The organism is Microbacterium tenebrionis (assembly GCF_903645325.1).
Classification (GTDB): domain Bacteria; phylum Actinomycetota; class Actinomycetes; order Actinomycetales; family Microbacteriaceae; genus Microbacterium; species Microbacterium tenebrionis.
Genome location: NZ_CAHJXQ010000002.1, coordinates 294,527 through 314,161 on the forward strand (window position 1 = coordinate 294,527; position 19,635 = coordinate 314,161).

General features: G+C 71.0%; 9 protein-coding genes, 1 tRNA gene and 1 pseudogene. 7 read left to right on the forward strand and 4 right to left on the reverse strand.

The window, feature by feature from the left end; genetic code table 11:
- Positions 1–94: 94 nt before the first annotated feature.
- Positions 95–3,340 carry an ATP-dependent helicase gene (locus HWX58_RS04840; protein ID WP_175985889.1) on the forward strand — a complete coding sequence of 1,082 codons (3,246 nt, stop codon included), beginning with the start codon at positions 95–97 and terminating at the stop codon, positions 3,338–3,340.
- Positions 3,337–6,801 (forward strand): ATP-dependent helicase, encoded by a 3,465-nt coding sequence (locus HWX58_RS04845; RefSeq protein ID WP_175985890.1) that lies wholly within the window; start codon positions 3,337–3,339, stop codon positions 6,799–6,801. Before HWX58_RS04840 ends, HWX58_RS04845 begins: the two co-directional genes overlap by 4 nt.
- On the opposite strand, the gene HWX58_RS04850 is transcribed toward HWX58_RS04845, so the two are convergent.
- Entirely contained in the window at positions 6,747–8,099 is a 1,353-nt protein-coding gene (locus HWX58_RS04850) for a phosphotransferase (RefSeq protein ID WP_175985891.1), read from the reverse strand. The genes HWX58_RS04845 and HWX58_RS04850 overlap by 55 nt on opposite strands.
- Before the next feature lie 64 nt (positions 8,100–8,163).
- Between HWX58_RS04850 and nudC the strand changes: the two genes are divergently transcribed.
- Together nudC and HWX58_RS04860 are read left to right on the forward strand one after the other, a co-directional pair.
- Complete coding sequence (gene nudC, locus HWX58_RS04855) at positions 8,164–9,075, forward strand: NAD(+) diphosphatase (RefSeq protein ID WP_175985892.1); 912 nt, start codon at positions 8,164–8,166, stop codon at positions 9,073–9,075.
- Positions 9,072–10,793, forward strand: a complete 1,722-nt coding sequence (locus tag HWX58_RS04860; protein WP_175985893.1) for an ATP-dependent helicase — start codon at positions 9,072–9,074, stop codon at positions 10,791–10,793. The genes nudC and HWX58_RS04860 overlap by 4 nt, the downstream gene beginning before the upstream one ends.
- 807 nt (positions 10,794–11,600) lie before the next feature.
- Here the strand turns inward: HWX58_RS04860 and HWX58_RS04865 are convergent.
- Complete coding sequence (locus HWX58_RS04865; RefSeq protein ID WP_175985894.1) at positions 11,601–13,022, reverse strand: zinc-dependent metalloprotease; 1,422 nt, start codon at positions 13,020–13,022, stop codon at positions 11,601–11,603.
- A gap of 117 nt (positions 13,023–13,139) precedes the next feature.
- On the opposite strand from HWX58_RS04865, the gene HWX58_RS04870 reads away from it, so the two are divergent.
- Together HWX58_RS04870 and HWX58_RS04875 are read left to right on the forward strand one after the other, a co-directional pair.
- A complete protein-coding gene (locus tag HWX58_RS04870; protein WP_175985895.1) occupies positions 13,140–14,225 on the forward strand; it encodes a YlbL family protein in 1,086 nt (361 codons plus the stop codon).
- Between the two features lie 56 nt (positions 14,226–14,281).
- Positions 14,282–17,194: pseudogene (locus tag HWX58_RS04875) on the forward strand (UPF0182 family membrane protein); the annotation flags it as partial.
- 190 nt (positions 17,195–17,384) lie between these two features.
- Here HWX58_RS04875 and HWX58_RS04880 read toward each other — a convergent pair.
- A tRNA-Met gene (locus HWX58_RS04880) sits at positions 17,385–17,458 on the reverse strand.
- A gap of 70 nt (positions 17,459–17,528) precedes the next feature.
- Between HWX58_RS04880 and HWX58_RS04885 the strand changes: the two genes are divergently transcribed.
- Entirely contained in the window at positions 17,529–18,320 is a 792-nt protein-coding gene (locus tag HWX58_RS04885; protein WP_175985896.1) for a carbon-nitrogen hydrolase family protein, read from the forward strand.
- Positions 18,321–18,377: 57 nt separating this feature from the next.
- Here HWX58_RS04885 and HWX58_RS04890 read toward each other — a convergent pair whose 3' ends face one another.
- Positions 18,378–19,580 (reverse strand): aminotransferase class I/II-fold pyridoxal phosphate-dependent enzyme, encoded by a 1,203-nt coding sequence (locus HWX58_RS04890; RefSeq protein WP_175985897.1) that lies wholly within the window; start codon positions 19,578–19,580, stop codon positions 18,378–18,380.
- Between the last annotated feature and the right edge of the window lie 55 nt (positions 19,581–19,635).

Here is a 19,635-nt window from a genome sequence, read left to right on the forward strand (position 1 = left end):
ATCGGGGTGGACGGCCGGTTTCGCCGTGGGCGCACAAGCGCGTCGCGCGAGGCGTGCACGGGCGGTGTCGGCGCCGGCCGATAGCGTGGACGGCATGACACCGAGCCCGCCCCGCGCCGCACCGGATGCCGCGCAGCGCGAGGTGGTCGCCGCACCCGTCAGCGCATCCGGCGTCGTCATCGGCGGCCCGGGCACGGGCAAGACGCACACGCTCATCGACCGTGTGGACGCGCTCCTCGGCGAGCAGGGGCTGACGCCGGAGCAGGTGCTCGTGCTCACCCCGAGCAGGCAGGCGGCGACCGCGCTGCGCGACCGCATCGGCGTGCGCATCGGCCGGGCGACACCGGGGCCGCTGGCCCGATCACTGGGATCCTTCGCCTTCCAGGTCGTCCGCGGTGCGATGGTGCACGCGGGCGGCGAGCCGCCCGCGCTGCTCACCGGAGCCGATCAGGACCGCATCGTCGCCGAGCTGCTGGCCGGTGACGCCGACGACGAGGCCGCTGGCATGCTCAGCCGATGGCCGGCATCCCTGCCCGCGACCGTGCGCGCGTCGAAGGACTTCCGCTCCGAACTGCGTGCCTTCCTGGCCGAGTGCACCGAGCTGGGGGTCCTCCCCGACGAGCTCCAGCGCTCGGAGCGCCCCGTCTGGGCGGCGGCCGGTGCGTTCATCGACGAGTACCGCACCGTCCTCGGCGACATGCGCACGGCTTATCGCGACGCCGCCGATCTCGTCAGCGAAGCCGCGGCGATCCTGCGCGAAGCCGATTCCGCGACGCTCGGACCCCTCGCGGGGCTGCGCGCCGTGCTCATCGACGACGCGCAGGAGATCACCCGCGGGGGACTCACGCTCGTCCGGGCGCTGCGTGCCAGAGGGATCGCCGTGACCGCGTTCGGCGACCCCGACATCTCCTCCGGCGCGTTCCGCGGCGCGAGCCCGCAGCTCTTCCACGAGCTGTCCACCCTGCTCGACGACGTGTTCGTGCTCGACACCGCGCACCGGCAGACCCCGGCCCTGAGCGACCTCACCCGCACGGTCACCCAGGCGATCGGCGTCGCCGGCCGCGTCGAGCACCGCCGGCCCCCGGGACCGCCTCCCGAGACGGCGGATCCGTCCGTGCGGACCTTCCTGGCATCGTCGCCGTACGAAGAGGTCGATCGCATCGCCGGCACGCTGCGCGACTGGCATGTGAGCTCCGGCATCCCCTGGAGCGACATGGCCGTCATCGCGCACGACACGCGCCAGGTCGCCGCCCTCGAGACCGAGCTCGCCGCGCGCGAGGTCCCGACGCGTGCGGCGGGGGTGCAGCGCCCGCTGGGCAGCGAGCGCGTCGTCCGCGATCTCGTCGGCATCGTGCGTCTCGCGCTGCAGCCGGCGTCCGAGCGCACGCCGGACGACCTCGTCGACGCGCTGCGGTCGCCTTTCGGCGGGCTGGATGCCGTCGGGCTCCGGCGCCTGCGCGCCCGGTTGCGGCATCTCGAGCTCGACGAGGGCGGCTCGACTCCGGCATCCGAGCTCCTGCGGCAGGCGATGGAGTTCCCTGCGCACTTCGCGTTCATCGACGCGCCGGAGGCGCGGATCGCCTCCCGGTTCGCCACGACCCTCGCCGAGACGGGGGCCGCGGCCCAGAACGAGACCATCCACGAGCTGCTCTGGCGCGTCTGGGACTCGTCCCGCGCGCCCGGCGGCGCCAGGCTCGCCCAGCACTGGCAGGAAGCCGCGGCGCTCCCCGGTGGCGGGGAGACCGCCAGGAACCTCGATGCGCTCGTCGCGCTCTTCGACGCCGCGAAGCGATTCGTCGAGCGCACTCCGAACGAGGACCCGGAGACGTTCGTGCGCGACATCCTCGACAGCGAGGTCCCGGAGGATTCGCTCTCGACCCCCGACCGTCCCGGCCTCGTGACCCTGCTGACGCCGGCGACGGCGCTCGGCACGCAGTTCGAGGCCGTCGTGGTCGCCGGCGTGCAGGACGGCGTGTGGCCGAACACGCGGCTTCGCGGCGGGCTCCTCGAGACGTGGCGCCTGGCGGATGCCGTGACCGCCGCCCGCACGGGAGCCGGCGCCATCGACCCCGGGGTGCTCGACCGGCGCCGCGACGCGCTGCACGACGAGCTGCGGCTGTTCGTGCGGGCGGTCTCCCGAGCACGATCGCGGATCCTCGTGTCGGCCGTGGATGACGACGACTCCACGCCGAGCCCGTTCTTCGGGTTCCTCCCCGAACCGCCGCCGGCATCCGATCATCCGGCGGCGGAGCATCCGCTCACCCTGCGCGGTCTCGTGGCGCGGCACCGCCGCACCCTCACCAGCGCACCGGATGCCGCATCGCGGGCCGAGGCCGCCGGGCAGCTGGCCGTCCTCGCGCGCGAGGGCGTGCCCGGCGCAGACCCGGCCGACTGGTACGGCACGACCGCGCCGTCGACCGCGGCGCCGCTGCACGATCTCTCGGTCGAACCGGCACGGGTATCGCCGTCTCGGATGGAGTCCTTCGAGGAGTGCGAGCTGCACTGGGCGATCTCCGCCCTCGGCGGCGACACGGTCCTGCCGCCGTCTGCGGGGGTCGGCACGATCATCCACGAGGCGATGGAGAAGGTCCCCGCCGGCGACCTCGAGGCCATGCGCACGATCGTGGCGGAGCACTGGGGCGAGCTGGACTTCGAGACCGAGTGGATCAGCCGCAAGGAGCACCGCCGAGCGGATCTGTACGTCGAACGGCTGCACGCGTATCTGGGCGAGGTCGCCCGCGACGGCGGGCGGGTGCTGGCCAGCGAGGTCGAGTTCCGATTCGCGGTGGATGCGACCGGCGCAGGCGAGGAGCCCGCCGTGCACATCGGAGATGCCGCGGACGAACCCGGGCGCGCGCTGGTGCACGGCTTCATCGACCGCGTCGAGGCGTACCCGGTCGGCGCGGGCGAGCACGCGGCGGCCCGCGCCCGCGGGGCGGCGCCCATGGCCGCGTCCGCTGACGGGGAGCGCGTCGTCGTCGTCGACCTGAAGACCGGCAAGTATGAGCCGGAGTCCGACGCCAAGGTCGAAGACCACGCCCAGCTCGCGGCCTATCAGGTCGCCGTCGAGCAGGGCCTCATCGAGGGTGCCGATCCCGCAGCGCTCGCCGGGGCGCGGCTGCTCGTCGTCGCCAAGACGCTCTCGGGCAGCGACTACCGGATCGCCCATCAGCACACGCTCGAGGGCGAGGCGCGCACACGGTTCCTCACGAGACTCGCGGATGCGGCCAGAGGCATGTCCGCGGGGAGCTTCACGGCTCACGTCGAGGCGCACTGCGCCGATGTGCAGTGGCGCGTGCAGCCGTGCCGCATCCACACGGTGCCGGCGGTGAGCGCATGAGCGCGGAATGGGCAGGCAACGTCCCGGGACTGTCCGCACTGGACGTCGCGGCCGCGCTCGGCCAGCCGCCGCCGACGCCCGCGCAGCAGCGCGTCATCGAGGCTCCGCCCGCCCCGGCGCTGGTCGTGGCCGGTGCCGGCAGCGGCAAGACCGAGACGATGGCGGGGCGCGTGGTGTGGCTGGTCGCGAACGGTCACGTGCGCCGCGACGAGATCCTCGGGCTCACCTTCACGCGCAAGGCGGCGGGCGAGCTCGCCGAGCGCATCGGCGCTCGCCTCGCGGTGATCGACGAGTTCGGTCGGCGCGGTCTGCTCCCGCACGTGCCCGAGATCGTCCGTTCGGGTGCGCTGGCGCCGATCGCCGACGCGGACGGCGCGCAGCGGCAGGCGGTCCGCGCGCACGTCCTCGACGGGCTGGCCGCGCGGTACGGCACCGGTTGGGATGCCGCAGCGCCGCGTACCGCGGAGGACATGCTCATCCGCCCCCGAGTGTCGACGTACAACGCGTTCGCCGATTCGATCGTCCGCGAGCACGCCGCGAGGATCGGACGTGACCCCGATGTCGAGATGCTCAGCCAGGCGGCGTCGTGGATGCTCGCGCGGGAGGTCGTGCTGCGCGCCGATCTGCCGCAGCTGGAGGACATCGAGCTGTCCGTCGCGACCGTCGTCGACGCCGTGCAGCGGCTCGCAGGAGAAGCGCTGGATCATCGCGCCGACCTCGGCAGGGCCGAGCGCATCGCGCTCGAGCACGCGGCGGCGTTCGCCCCGTACCGGAGCCAGGGCGACGTCGAGAAGGCGGCCGACAACCTGCTCGCCCTCCCGACCCTCACCGCCCTCGTACGCGAGTACATCGCCGAGAAGCATCGGCGCGGTGTTCTCGACTTCGCCGACCAGGTCAGCGGCGCGTTCGACATCGTGGAGTCCTCGCCGGATGTGCGCGCCGATCTGCGCGAGCAGCACCGCGTCGTGCTCCTCGACGAGTACCAGGACACCTCGGTCATCCAGACCCAGTTCCTGTCGGCGGTGTTCCAGGACTCCGCCGTGATGGCCGTCGGCGACCCGCACCAGTCGATCTACGGATGGCGCGGCGCCAGCGCAGACAACCTCTACGCGTTCGCGCGCACGTTCGCCGATCAGCAGCAACCCGAGTCGTACAGTCTGATGACGAGCTGGCGCAACGACAGCTCCATCCTCGGGATCGCCAACCGCATCCTCGAGCCGCTTCAGCGCCCCGGCCTCGACGTGCCGCCGCTCGAACCGCGACCGGGCGCGGGCCAGGGCGATGTCCAGGTGCGGTATCCGCTGACCGTGCACGACGAAGCGGACCAGGTCGCCGAGTGGTTCTTCCAGCGCCGTGCCGAGCACACCGACGCCGCGAAGCCGCACACCGGTGCGATCCTGTTCCGATCCAAGCGGCACATGCAGACCTTCGCCGAGGCGCTCGCCGCGCGCGGCGTTCCGCATCGCATCCTGGGCCTGGGCGGACTCCTTGCGACTCCGGAGGTCGTCGACGTCGTCGCGACACTGCGGGTGCTGCACGACCCGAACGCCGGTTCCGCCCTGATCCGACTGCTCGTCGGGCCGCGGTTCGGGGTCGGCGTCGCCGACATGGGTGCGCTGTACGACCTCGCCGGCGAGCTCTCCAGACGCGACAGCGGCCTCATGCCGCTGCCCGATGAGCTGCGCGCCCGGATTCGCGCCTCGCGCGGCGCCGACGAGGCGGTCTCGATCGTGGACGCCGTCGACGTGGTCCGGGGTCTCCGCGACGACTACCGGCTGCTCGAGAGGATCACGCAGGACGGGCGCGCACGCATCCGCGCGGCGGGGGAGATGCTCGAGCGTCTCAGACGTGCTTCGGGACAGCCGATCCCCGAACTCATCCGCAGCATCGAGACCGAACTCAGGCTCGACATCGAGCTGGCGGCCAACGAGACCCGGGGCCCTGCCCGCATCGCGGCGACGCAGCTGCGGGCGTTCACCGACGAGGTGCGCGCGTTCCTCTCCGCCGATGAACGCGGCACGATCGGCAGCCTGCTGGCCTGGCTCGACAAGGCCGAGAGCACGGACGAGCTCATGCCGCGGCCGGAACCGCCCGAGCCGGGGGTCGTGCAGCTGCTGACCATCCACGGATCCAAGGGCCTCGAATGGGATGCCGTGGCCGTGGTGCGCATGGTCGAGGGCGAGCTGCCGTCGCCGCCGACGAGCACGTCGGGCTGGTTCGGCTTCGGGGTTCTGCCGTTCGCGCTGCGCGGCGACCGCGACGCGCTCCCGGTGTTCCGGTGGGATCCGCCGCCCGAGCACGAGGAACCCGACCCGGCGAAGCGGCTCAAGGCCGGGGTGGCGTCGCTCACCAGCAGGAGCAGGACGGCACCCGGCGCACTGACCGTCTTCAAGGACGCCTACCGCGACTACCAGCAGCAGGAGGAACGCCGTCTCGCCTACGTCGCCGTGACGAGGGCTCGCACCCACCTGCTGCTCACCGGAGCGCACTGGGCCGGGCAGAAGAAGCCCCGGCAGGCCGGTCCCTACCTGCTCGAGGCGTTCGACGTGCTCGGTCACGGCGGCGTCGGTGAGGTCGATGCCGACGAGAACCCGTATGAAGGCGAGGGCAAGACCACGGTGTGGCCGCTGGACCCGCTCGGTGGACGACGGGGCAGGGTCGAGGCTGCGGCGGACGCGGTCCGATCGGCGCTCGCAGCCGACCCCGTAACTCCCACCCCCCAGCTCGAACGCCTGCTCGCCGAGCGGGCGGAACGGCAGCGCGGCGTGCTCGCCGAGCCTCCGACCCGTGTGCCGGCATCGCGGTTCAAGGACTACGTCACCGACTTCGACGGCACGCTCCGCGAGATCGCGCGTCCGATGCCGGAACGCCCGTACCGGCAGACGCGGTTGGGCACCCTTTTCCACGCGTGGGTGGAGCACCGCTCCGGCCTCGTCGGCGCGGGCCCGAGTGCGGACGCCGCCCTGTGGGACAGCGACGACGAGCAGGCGGACCCCTCGGCCGTCTCGGCCGCGGACGACGCCGATCTGCAGACGCTGCGCGAGACCTTCGAGCGCAGCGAATGGGCGGACCTCGCACCGATCGCGGTCGAGATCGAGATCGACTTCGCGCTCGGCGCGGGCACGACCGCAGGCGCAGGGGAGCCGACCTCGGGGCCCGCCCCGGGCCACATCGTCATCTGCAAGCTCGACGCGGTGTACCGGCGTGAGGACCGCGGCGGGCGGATCGAGATCGTGGACTGGAAGACCGGTCGCGCTCCGCGCACGCCGGCGGAGCGCGAAGAGCGGATGCTGCAGCTCGCCCTGTACCGGCTCGCCTACCACCGCCGGTTCGGCGTGCCGCTCGACGAGATCGATGTCGCGCTCTACTACGTCGCCGACGACCTCGTCATCCGCGGCGACCGGGTCTATTCGGAGGCGGAGTTGGTCCAGCGGTGGAGCGCGGCGCGCGCTGCGCGCTGAGCCTCATCCGCCGGGTCGTGCTCGGGTTCTGCCGTCGCCGCGTCACTTCGACTCGCTGACGCTCGCTCAGCACGAGCGACAGGATCAGGGGCCGAGGACTCCGAGCCGGTCGCGGACGCGTCGACGGGCTCGGCGGTCGACGCGTCAGGGGCCGAGTCCGCCCGCCAGGTCTCGGCGACGTCGCTGAGGTCCTCCGTGGCATCGCCGATGCGGTCGTCGTTCGCGGTCGCGGGGTCCTCGGGGAGCAGGTCGTCAGGGTTGTAAGCGTCGGTCTCCATCGCCGTGCTGATGCCCGTCGCAGCGGTCTGCGGCACGCGGTCGAGAGCGTCTAGTGCCGAATCGACGCCTTCGCCTCGCGCCGCGATGACCGAGAGGTCGTTCTCGCGCAGCCCGTCGGCGAGGGCCCCGAGGAGTGCCGCGGCATCGTCGACGATGTCGGTGCGGCGCATGGTGTCGCCGTGCACGAGCCACCGGGCGAACTCCAGTTCCGCCAGCATCCGAGCCCGTACGGCCAGGGCGGGATCCGGTGCGCGGTCGGACGCCTCGGCGTACGCAGCGTGGACGTCGCCGGCGGCGTCCGGGGCGGACGAGAGCCAGGCGAGGTCCACGGCGGGGTCGCCGAGTGCGAGGCCGTGCCAGTCGAGCATCCCGATCACCGCGGGGCCGCGCTCCGGGTCGTCGTCGAACAGGAACGAGGTCGCCTTCGCGCCGCCCAGGGTCACGGCGGATTCGAAGCGCCACAGGTCGTCGTCCTCGACCGCTTCGCGCCAGCGGACCGTGAGCCGGGCCGGAACGCGCCCGGTGGCCGCCGCTCGGTCGACGAGACGACGGATCTCGTCGCGCACCTCCTCGGCGCTGCGTGCGGTGAGCCCGGCGCTGCGGACGACCGAGGCGGGCAGCGCGTGGACGGCGGCGATGGAGGCTCCCATGGATGCTGCGGCCCCGCGGCCGCGCGGCACATGGTGCGCCTCGATCTGGAATCCGGGCAGCAGGCTCGAGACGAGTGCCCGTCCTTCTGTCAGCCGGGTCTCGCCGACGTACTCGGGCACCTGGAAGGGGAGCATCGCACGGGCACCGGCGGTCAGTGCGCGCAGGGCCAGCGCTTCGGCGGCGAGCTCGCGCGCGGTCTCGTCGTCGTCTCCGACACGGATCGCGAGTTCGCGGCCGTCGGCGAGCGTGGCGACGGCGGAGTCGAAGCGCCCGTCGCCCTCGGCGGAGAGGGATCGAGCGCCGACGCCCTCCGCCCCGGGCAGAGCGGCCGTGACCGCCGCCGCTAGAGTAAAGGGAGACCGTGCCATGCCCCCAGATTAGGTCGCATCGCGCGCGGTTCCGCCTACGCCACGCCTGTGAGAGAGGGAGTCGATGACCGTCCAGCGCGCACAGTTCGATCGGGCAGCACACCTCCGCGATGAGCAGGGCATCCTCGACGCGCTGCGGTCGTCGCCCGACGCTCGAGCGATCGTCGTCCGAGACGGGCGTGCACGGATCGAGGACGGCACGCTGGTCGCGGTCGCCCCGTCCGAGGTCGCGGGCGATGCGGAATGGGCGCTGCTCGGCAGGCGCGAGGACGGCACGCTGCTGCTGCTCGCCGCCGTCGGCCGTGAACCCGAGAGCATCGACGCCGCGCCCGAGGAGACCTGGCTCGGCGTCCGCGACACCGGGGGCATGCTCGCCGCGGCGGACACCGAGATGCTCGTCACGGCCGTCGCCCTCGCATCCTGGCTGCGGGATGCCCGATTCTGCCCGACCTGCGGATCGGAGACCCTCCTGCGCCAGGGTGGCTGGTCGCGGCGCTGCGAGCGGTGCGGGCACGACATCTTCCCGCGGACGGACCCCGCGGTCATCGTCGCCGTCGAGAGCGCGGACGGCGAGCGGCTCCTTCTCGGCGCCAACGCGAACTGGCGCGGACGGATGTACTCCTGCTTCGCCGGCTTCGTCGAGGCCGGTGAGTCCCTCGAGGTGACCGTGCACCGCGAGATCGAAGAGGAGGCCGGCGTCCTCCTCGACGAGGTCCGCTACGTGTCCTCGCAGCCGTGGCCGTACCCGCGTTCGCTCATGATCGGGTTCCGCGCCACAGCATCCGAGGAGCGCCGCGCCCGCCCGGACGGCGAGGAGATCATCGACGTCCGCTGGTTCACACGCGACGAGATCCGCTCGGCTCTGAAGGGGGAGGGGCCGGTGGGGCTCCCCGGTCCGGCATCCATCGCCCGCGCCCTCATCATCGACTGGTGCGACGGGCGTCCGGCCGCCGAAGACGCCGACGGGGCGCAGTGAGCGCACTGGACGCCCTCGACGAACGACAGCGCGAGGCGGCATCCGTGCTGCGCGGGCCGGTCGCGGTGCTCGCCGGAGCCGGAACGGGGAAGACCCGGGTCATCACGCACCGCATCGCGCACGGGGTCGACACGGGCGCGTACTCGCCGAGCCGGGTCATGGCCGTGACCTTCACGGCGAAAGCCGCGGGCGAGCTCCGCGGGCGTCTGCGCACGCTCGGCATCGAGGGCGTGGCGGCCCGCACGTTCCACGCTGCAGCGCTCGCGCAGCTGAACTTCTTCTGGCCGACGCTCGCGGGCTCGCCGGCTCCGTCGATCATCGACAACAAGGTGCGTCTGCTCGGGCAGGCCGCCGAGCAGCTCCGTCTGCGTCTGGACACCCCGACGCTCCGCGACGTCGCGAGCGAGATCGAATGGCGCAAGGTGTCGATGAGGTCGATCGACCAGCACGCCGCGCTCGGCAGATCGGTCGGTCGGGTGAGCACGGAGCAGCTCGCCGACCTGCAGCGGGCGTACGAGACCCTCAAGGACGACCGCCGCCAGCTCGACTTCGAAGACGTGCTGCTCGCATGCGCCGGGATGCTGGAGGCCGAGCCCCGCGTCGCGGCATCCGTCCACGAACAGTACCGGCACTTCACCGTCGACGAGTACCAGGACGTCTCGCCGCTGCAGAACCGGCTCCTCGAACTCTGGCTCGGGGACCGGAGGGACCTCTGCGTCGTCGGCGACGCCAGCCAGACGATCTACTCGTTCGCCGGAGCCGACCAGCGCTACCTGCTCGAGTTCGGCAGGAGGTTCCCGGACGCCACCGTCGTGCGCCTGGAGACGAACTACCGCTCCCAGCCGCCGATCCTCGCCGCAGCCAACGCGCTCATGAACGGCAGACCGGGAGCACTCGAACTCAGCCCCGCGCGGGAGGCCCCGAAAGCCGAGCCGCCCACCCTCACGGCGTACGACACCGAGACCGAGGAGGCGGCCGGGATCGCGGCATCCGTCTCGGCGCGCATCGCATCGGGTGTCGCCCCGTCCGAGATCGCCGTGCTGTACCGCGCTCACGCGCAGTCCGCAGCGATCCAGCAGGCGCTCGCCGAGGCGGGGATCGCATCGACCGTGCTGGGCGGCAGACGTTTCTTCGACATGCCGGAGGTGCGCCAGTCGATCCTCGCCCTGCGCGGCGCGGCCGTCGCACCGACGGAGCGAGGCTTCCTGCCGAATGTGCGTCGAGTGCTGCGCGAGATCGGGTTGACCGACGAGGCGCCCGCCGCCGGCGGCGCGCAGCGCGACGGCTGGGAAGCGCGCAGGGCGATACTGCGGCTCGCGGAGGAGGCGCCGGACGACACGACGCTGCGCTCCTTCAGCGACGCGCTGATGGTCAGGGCGAAGGACCAGCACGAGCCGACGATGCAGATGGTGACGCTGTCCACTCTGCACGCGGCCAAGGGCCTGGAGTGGTCGCACGTCGTGCTCGCCGGCTGCGCCGAGGGCGCACTGCCCATCTCGTACGCCACAGGCTTCGACGCCATCGACGAGGAACGGCGCCTCGCCTACGTCGGCATCACGCGCGCCGCGCGGACGCTCGAGCTGACGTGGTCGCGATCGGCAGGGCGGGGGGAGCGCCGGCCGTCGCGGTTCCTGGAGGAGATCGGAACGACTGCTCGCGGCACCGGCACTCTGCGTGAAACCTCGCCTCGCGCCAGGTCCGCCGGCCGTCGGGGCTGACCCGCACCGATCGCGGTCCCGCGTCGGTCTCGCGGAGCAGCCGGGCAATGAATCCCGCAGCCTCGGCGGTGCGCGCCGTCGTGATCCGTCCGCAGTGCGCGCCGATGAGCTGCGCGTGCATGGCGGGCCACGCCGGATCGCGATCGCGCTCGTGCGCGTCGCGGCACGCCAGGCACGGCGAGCGGCCGGGGACGATCAGGGGGCCGATGACCACGGCCCCGGGTTCGAACGCCACAGGCAGATGCACGAGATCGTCGTGCAGGTAGCCGGCGAGCCGGTGAGCGGATGCCGCGCCCTGCACGAGCACGATCCCGACAGCCGGGGCCGCGCCGCGCGGCGCCGTGGAGAAGCCCTCATCGTGCAGGGCGATCTCCATCCGCGCCTCGACGCGCGAGTCGTCGACGTCGACGCTCTCGATCCACACCGGCGGCGGTGCCGGAAGGTCGGTGATGAGGATCGGCTCGAGCATCTCGAGGAGCCTGCGGGCGGCTTCCCTCGGTGCGCCGACGCCGTGCGCGACGACGTCGAAGGCACTGCGGCGGATGCCGCTGCGGAGCGCCTGGATGAGCGGCTCGATCCACGGCTCGCCCGCATCGATGCGCAGGCCGCCCTCCAGGCCGAACTGCACCGTGTCGGCGTCGCGCCAGAGCATCGGATACTCCGGAGCGATCCGGGTCAGCGTCGTCGGAGTCATCGGTGGCATGACCCGATTCTGCTCACCCTGCGCTCACCGCGGAGCGCCCAGCCACGATCCGTGGAGAACTCCGTGAGGAGGCTGATCGGTGCACAGCGGAGCGTGCATCCGGGTCAGACGGGTCTCTCGCCCTCTCCGGAGTCGTCGCCCGTGCCGGATTCCCCGTCGCCCTCCGCAGCGTCGGCCGACGCGTCGCCGCGGTCCTGCGAGAAGTCCTCCCCGTCGAGGAGCCGTGCCAGCGCCTCATCGAACTCGTCGGCCACGGGTTCCTCGCCGCGGGCGTGCGCCTGCAGGCGTTCGATGAGCGCCGTCGGGTCGTCGATGTCGGCTGCGGTGGGAAGGAGGTCGGGGTAGTCCCACAGCGAGTCACGGGCCGCGATGCCCACGGCATCCGTCACCCGACGCCACATCGCCGCGGCCTCGCGCAGGCGGCGTGGCCGCAGTTTCAGTCCGACCAGTGCGCCCAGTGCGTCTTCGGCGGGGCCGCCGACTGCTCGGCGGCGGCGCGCAGCCTCGGCGAGGCGTGCGCCGTCGGGGAGGCGCGAGGTGGCCTCGGCCGTGACCACGTCGACCCAGCCGTCGATCATCGCCACGATGTTCTCCAGGCGGCCGAGCGCTTCGCGCTGCGCCTCGGTCTGCGCAGGCAGCAGCGCGCCGCCCTGGATCGCCGCGCGCAGCTCCTCGGGGTTCGACGGATCGAGTCGGCTCGCGACGTCCTCGAGCGCCTCGACGTCGACCGTGACGCCGCGGGCGAAGTCGGTGATCTGCGACATGACTTGCAGGTGAAGCCACTTGGCGTGCCGGTAGAGGCGGGCATAGGCGAGCTCGCGCGTGGCGAGGTAGAGCGCGATCTGGTCCTCGGGGATCTCGAGGCCCGCGCCGAATGCGGTGATGTTCTGCGGGATGACCGCCGCAGTGCCAGCCGGGAGCACGGGGATGCCGACGTCGCCGCCCGACACCACTTCGAGGGAGAGGTTGCCCAGCACCTGGCCGAACTGGGCGGCGAACACCGAGGAGCCGAGGCCCCGCATGAGCTTTCCCGCGCCCTGGATCGCCCCGCGCATGTCCTCGGGCACCTGGGTGTCCAGGGCGCTCGTGAGGGCGTCGGCGATGCTCGTGGAGACGGGGCCTGCGATCTCCTTCCACACCGGGAGCGTCTTCTCGACCCACTCGCCGCGCGTCATCGGCTGCGGTGCCTCGGACAGCTCCGAGATCGTCGTGGCCTCGCCCAGCCACAGGTTCGCCAGGCCGAAGGCATCCACCAGTGAATGCCGGGAGCCGTCGGTGATGCCCTGGCCCTCGCGGTTCGCGATGTGCAGGGCCTGACGCAGCGCGTTCTCCCACGGATCGCCGCCGAACACGCTCTGCAGCTGCTGCGACAGGGCTGCCATCATGGCCGGATCCAGTTGGAGGCCGCCTTCGCCGCCGAGGGCGTTCTGGAGCGCGCTGAGGTCGAAGTCCCCGCCGCCCTGCCCCGACATCATCTTGCGCAGGAACTCCTGGAAGTCCTCGGGGGTGGGTTCGTCATCTGCCATGTCGGTCGCCTCTCAGCACGTCGCTAGCCGTGCCATCTACGCTAGTTGCAGGTTTCTGCACGCACCCCCGACGCGAGCAGATCGCTGTACGCCGGTCGCGAACGACGGAGGATTCACGTGGCTCGAACTCAGCCTGCCCGCATCGGGCTCGGCGTGTGGGCGCTCATCGTCGCGCTCATCGCACTGGTCGTGCTGACCTTTCTGCCAACGCCCTACGTGATCCAGCGGCCCGGGCCGGTCTACGACACCCTCGGCAGCGCGGCGAGCACGGATGGCGAGGAGGTGCCGCTGATCGCGATCGACGGCGCCGAGACCTTCGAGACCAGCGGCAGTCTCAACCTCACGACGGTGCAGGTCGTCGGCAACCGCGAGCGCACCCCGTCGTGGTTCGAACTTGCGCTGGCATGGATGGACTCCTCGCGCGCGGTCGTGCCGCTCGACTCGGTCTTCCCTGAGGGCATCACGACCGAGGAGCGCGACGAGCGCAACGCCGATCTCATGGTCGACTCCCAGCACGAGGCGACGGCGGCAGCTCTGCACGAGCTCGGGTACGACACCGGAGCGAGAGTCGAGGTCGTCTCGACCGTCGAGGACTCGCCGGCGGACGGACTTCTGGAGGAGGGCGACGTCGTGGAGCAGATCGACGGCGCGGACGTCACCAGTGCCGCAGGGCTCCGGGCGGCGATCCAGGATGCCGAGGGGGATGCCGTCGTGCTGACCGTGCAGCGCGACGGCGAAGAGCACGAGGTCGAGCTCACGCCGGAGAAGGAGCAGGTAGGCGGGGTGGACACCTGGCTGATCGGCATCACCCTGACCACGGACTACGACTTCCCGTTCGAGGTGCACATCCAGCTCGACAACGTCGGCGGACCGAGCGCCGGCATGATGTTCGCGCTCGGCATCGTCGATGAGCTGACACCGGGAGAACTGACCGGCGGCAACGACATCGCCGGCACCGGAACGATCGACGCGACCGGCGCCGTCGGCCCGATCGGCGGCATCCGTCAGAAGCTGTACGGCGCACGGGATGCCGGCGCCGACTACTTCCTCGCCCCGGCATCCAACTGCGACGAGGTCGCAGGTCACGTGCCGGACGGCCTGGCCGTGATCAGCACCGCGACGCTGGAGGAATCGCTCGATGCGATCGAGGTGATCGCGGACGGCGGCGACGTCGGCGCACTGCCGACGTGCAGCGTTTCGTGACCTGAGCGACACCGTCCACCCGGCCCGCTCATAGTCTGCGCACATAGGATGGTCAGGTGACCACGACCTCAGCGCCGAATCCGGCCACGCCCCGAACATCCCGACGTATCGCCACGATCTCGCTGGTGATCATCGCCGCGCTGGTCGCGGCCTTCTTCGTCTTCGCCTCGCTGTACACGGACTTCCTGTGGTTCGATCAGCTCGGCTTCTCGCGTGTGCTCACCACGCAGTGGATCGGTGCGGCGGTGATGTTCGTCGTCGGGTTCCTCGGCATGGCCGTGCCGCTGTTCGTCGTCATCCAGCTCGCGTACCGGCTGCGCCCGGTGTATGTGCGCCTGAGCTCCCAGCTCGACCGCTATCAGGAGGTCATCGAGCCTTTGCGGCGCCTGGCCATGTGGGGCATGCCGATCTTCTTCGGCATCTTCGCCGGCTTCGCGGCGGCAGGCAACTGGGAGACCGTCTGGTTGTGGTTCAACGGCGGTGCGACCGGTGCCGTCGACCCGGAGTTCGGCGTCGACACCGGGTTCTACCTGTTCGCGATGCCGTTCTACTCGATCCTGCTCGCGTTCGTGTCGGCGGTGATCCTTCTCTGCCTGATCGTGACGGCCCTGGTGTCGTACCTGTACGGTTCCGTGCGCATCGGGCAGGGCGAGCTGCGCATCTCGAAGCCCGCGCGCATCCAGCTCGCCGTCCTCGCCGGGCTCTACCTGCTCGTGCAGGCCGCCAGCCTCTGGCTCGACCGCTTCAAGACCCTGGTCACTGAAGAGGATCGCATCACCGGTGCCGCCTACACCGGGGCGAACGCCACGATCCCGGGCCTGGCGATCCTCGCGATCCTCGCGGCGCTCGTGGCCATCCTGTTCTTCGTCACGGCGATCATCGGCCGCTGGCGCTTCCCGCTGGCGGCGACCGCGCTGCTGATCGTCGCCGCGCTGGTCGTCGGCATCGGCTACCCCTGGGTCGTGACGACCTTCCAGGTGCGCCCGAACCAGAACAGCCTCCAGGCCGAGTACTACCAGCGCAACATCGACGGCACGAAAGAGGCCTACGGCGTCAACGACCTCGAGGTCACGCCGTTCAAGGCCGTCACCGACGCCGCCGCCGGTCAGCTGCGCGAGGACGCCGAGACCACGGCATCCATCCGCATCCTCGACCCGAGCATCATCAGCCCGACCGTGCAGCAGCTCGAGCAGTTCCGCGGCTACTACCAGTTCCAGAACACCCTCGACGTCGACCGCTACGAGATCGACGGCAAGACGCAGGACACGGTGGTCGCCGTCCGCGAGCTCGACGTGTCGCGTCTGGGCGACAGCAACAACTGGAACAACCGCACGGCCGTCTACACGCACGGCTACGGCCTCGTCGTCGCGGCGGGCAACCAGCGCACGAGCGAGGGGGAGCCGGTGTTCCTCGAGCGCGGCATCCCGTCGTCCGGTTTCCTGACCGACTCGGAGAATTTCGAGCCCCGCGTCTACTTCGGCGAGACCTCGCCGCTGTACTCGATCGTCGGAGCGCCCGAGGGCACCGACCCGGTCGAGATCGACTACCCGCGCGGTCAGGACGGCGCGAACGAGACCAAGACGACGTTCGACGGCGATGGCGGACCGTCGATCGGCAACACGTTCAACAAGCTGCTGTACGCGTTGAAGTTCCAGGAGGCCGAGATCCTGTTCTCCGACCTCGTGAACGACGACTCGCAGATCCTGTACGACCGCGACCCGGTCGATCGCGTGCAGAAGGCCGCCCCGTACCTCACACTCGACAGCGACCCGTACCCGAGCGTGGTCGACGGCGAGATCGTCTGGATCGTCGACGGCTACACGACCAGCGCGACGTACCCGTACTCGACCGGCGTGAACCTGCCGGACGCGATCGCCGACTCGAACACGCCGACGCCGAGCTTCGCTCTGGACAACATCAATTACATCCGCAACTCCGTCAAGGCGACCGTGAACGCCTACGACGGGTCGGTGACGCTGTACGCCTGGGACGAGGAGGACCCGATCCTCAAGGCGTGGGAGAACGTCTACCCGACGACGATCGAGCCGATCAGCGAGATGTCGGCCGACCTCATGAGCCACGTTCGCTACCCGACGGACCTCTTCAAGGTGCAGCGCGAGATCCTCGGCGTCTACCACGTCGACACGGCGGGTTCGTTCGCTCAGCAGGACAACCGGTGGCAGACACCGGACGACCCGCGCGACCCGACGTCACTGCAGCCGCCGTACTACCTGTCGATGCAGATGCCGGGCCAGGATTCGCCGCGGTTCTCGATGTTCTCGACGTTCATCCCGGCGTCCGCGCAGGGGACGACGAGCCGCAACGTGCTGATGGGCTACCTCGCGGTCGATTCGGATGCCGGCGCCACAGCGGGCGAGAAGTCCGAGGGCTACGGGAAGATGCGACTGCTCGAGATCGATGCGGACACGACCGTGCCCGGCCCGGGTCAGGTGCAGAACACGTTCAACTCCGACCCGAACGTCGTGCGCGAGCTCAACCTGCTGCAGCAGGGGGAGTCCGAGGTGAAGTACGGCAATCTGCTGACCCTCCCGGTCGGCGGTGGTCTGCTGTACGTCCAGCCGGTGTACGTCCAGTCCTCTGACGCCGGCGGCACGCAGCTGCCGTTGCTGCAGAAGGTGCTCGTGACCTTCGGCGACAACGTCGCCTTCGAGGACACGCTGACCGAGGCCCTCGACACGATCTTCGGCGGCGACTCCGGCGCCACCGGCGGCGACGAGGAGGTGGAGCCGACTCCGGGCGAGACGACTCCTCCGGACGAGGGCGGCACGGACCCGGGCACCGAGGAGCCGGGAACGGGTACCGGCTCCGGCGCGTATCAGGACGCTCTGAGCGCCGCCCAGCAGGCGCTGGCCGACCGCGAGGCCGCGCTGAAGGACGGCGACCTCACCGCGTTCGCCGAGGCCGACAAGCGTCTGACGGATGCCGTCACCGAGCTGCTCGCCCTGGAGGAAGCAACGGGAGTGATCCGGCGGCTCCGGCCGCATGTTGAGAAATGGCGGGTCTGCGTGCGCGACCCGCCATTTCTGCGACCTGCCGACGGGCAAACGAAAGGCCCGCGCAAGCGAAAGGCCCGGGCAAACGAAAGGCCCCTGATCGGGATTTCTCCTGATCAGGGGCCTTTCTTGTGTCGCATTCTCGTTGCGGGGACAGGATTTGAACCTGCGACCTCCGGGTTATGAGCCCGGCGAGCTACCGAACTGCTCCACCCCGCGGCACGTCTACTAGCCTAACACGGGAATCGGCGGGTGGTTGACAACGGGTGAACTGCGCGAGGATGGGGGCATGTCCTCGACCGTCGCCGTCTGCCAGTTCAGCCCGACCGCCTCGCCTGCGGACAATCGCGCCCGCATCGCAGAACTGGCCGCTGCCGCCGCGGGTCGCGGCGCACGTCTGGTCGTGTTCCCGGAGTACTCCAGCTATTTCGTCGACCCGATGGATGCCACGCTCGCGGCCAACGCCGAGACGCTGGACGGCGACTTCGTCCTGGCGTTGCAGCAGGCGGCATCCGTTCACGGCGTGACGATCGTCGCCGGGCTCGTGGAAGCCGCGGGGGAGCGCGTGCGCAACACGCTCGTCGCCGTGGATGCTGCGGGTGTGCGCGCCGTGTACCGCAAGCAGCACCTGTACGACGCGTTCGGACAGACGGAATCGGACTGGATCGAACCCGGTGCGCTCGATGAGCCGCAGACCTTCGTGGTCGACGGGCTGCGCTTCGCGATGATGACCTGCTACGACCTGCGCTTCCCCGAGGTCGCCCGCACGCTCGTGGACGCGGGGGCCGACGTCATCGTCGTGCCGGCCGAGTGGGTCCGCGGGCCGCTCAAAGAGCACCACTGGACCACGTTGCTCGCGGCCCGCGCGATCGAGAACACGGTCTACGTCGTCGCAGCGGATCACCCGGGGCCGATCGGTGTCGGGAACTCGCAGATCATCGACCCTCAGGGCGTGGTCATCGCCGGTGTGGGGACGGGGGAGGGCATCGCCGTCGCCGAGATCGACGAGGATGCCGTCGCCCGCGTCCGCGAGACGAACCCCGTGCTGCGGCTGCGCCGCTACGCCGTCACCCCGCGCTGACGGCTGCGGGCCTGAGCACGTTCCGCTCTGGTTCATGGGAGTGCGGGCTTCGCCGCCTCAGAACGTCGCTGACGCCAGCCTGGTCGCGGCCTCTTCGAGCACCTCGACCCGCTTGCACGCGGCGAAGCGCACGAGGCCCGCGAACCGATCCTGGTGCTCGGCGCTGACGAACGCGCTCAGCGGGATCGCGACGACCCCGGCTCGCTCGGGCAGCGCACGGCAGAAGGCCGCGGCATCCGACCCGCCCAGCGCCCCGGCGTCGGCGACCGTGAAGTAACCGCCCTGCGGCGGGATCACCTCGAATCCGGCGGTGCGCAGCCCCTTGCCGAGGATCTCGTGCTTGCGACGGAGCGTCGCCGCGGCATCCGCGAAGAAGGCGTCGGGCAGCCCGAGCCCCACCGCGATGGCCGGCTGGAACGGCGAACCGTTCACGTAGGTGAGGTACTGCTTGACCGTCAGGACGGCCGTGATGAGGTCGGCCGGACCGTGCACCCAGCCGATCTTCCAGCCCGTCGTGGAGAACGTCTTGCCCGCGGATGAGATCGTCAGCGTCCGTTCGGCGGCACCGGAACGCGTGGCGAGCGGCACGTGCGGGGCGGAGAACGTCAGGTGCTCGTACACCTCGTCCGTGACGATGATCGCTTCGTGCCGCTCGGCGAGCCGCACGATCTCCGCTCCCACCCCCGGAGAGAACACGGTGCCGGTCGGATTGTGCGGGTCGTTGACGAGGATGATCCGCGTGCGGTCGGTGACGGATGCCGCGAGAGCGTCGAGGTCGGGCTGGAAATCCGGCAGCCGCAGCGGCACCGTGCGCAGTCGAGCGCCCGCCAGCGCGACCGCGGCGGCGTACGAGTCGTAGTAGGGCTCGAAGACGACGACCTCGTCGTCGGGGGAGTCGATCAGCGCGAGCAGCGTCGCCGTGAGCGCCTCGGTGGCGCCCGCCGTGACGATGACCTCTGCGGCGGGATCCACCTCGAGGCCGTAGAACCGGCGCTGATGCTCGGCGATCGCCGCGAGCAGCTCCGGGTTGCCGCGCCCGGGCGGATACTGATTCACACCGTCCGCGATGGCGGATCGTGCCGCGTCGAGCACCTCGGCGGGGCCGTCCTCGTCGGGGAAGCCCTGGCCGAGATTGATGGCACCGGTGCGGACCGCAGCCGCAGACATCTCTGCGAAGATGGTGGGCACGACGTCACCGTCGGAGGAGAGAAGACCTGCTCCCGCTGCCGTGCGCCGCCAGGCGCCGGGAATAGTACTCATGCACACCAGGCTAAGGCCATAGAGAGCACTCACCCTGCCCATATCGAACGCACAG

Excerpts from the sequence above, each read along its gene's own strand:
- HWX58_RS04840 (WP_175985889.1), top strand. The coding sequence starts at position 95 with ATGACACCGAGCCCGCCCCGCGCCGCACCGGATGCCGCGCAGCGCGAG.
- HWX58_RS04845 (WP_175985890.1), top strand. The coding sequence starts at position 3,337 with ATGAGCGCGGAATGGGCAGGCAACGTCCCGGGACTGTCCGCACTGGAC.
- HWX58_RS04850 (WP_175985891.1), bottom strand. The coding sequence starts at position 8,099 with ATGGCACGGTCTCCCTTTACTCTAGCGGCGGCGGTCACGGCCGCTCTG.
- nudC (WP_175985892.1), top strand. The coding sequence starts at position 8,164 with ATGACCGTCCAGCGCGCACAGTTCGATCGGGCAGCACACCTCCGCGAT.
- HWX58_RS04865 (WP_175985894.1), bottom strand. The coding sequence starts at position 13,022 with ATGGCAGATGACGAACCCACCCCCGAGGACTTCCAGGAGTTCCTGCGC.
- HWX58_RS04885 (WP_175985896.1), top strand. The coding sequence starts at position 17,529 with ATGTCCTCGACCGTCGCCGTCTGCCAGTTCAGCCCGACCGCCTCGCCT.
- HWX58_RS04890 (WP_175985897.1), bottom strand. The coding sequence starts at position 19,580 with ATGAGTACTATTCCCGGCGCCTGGCGGCGCACGGCAGCGGGAGCAGGT.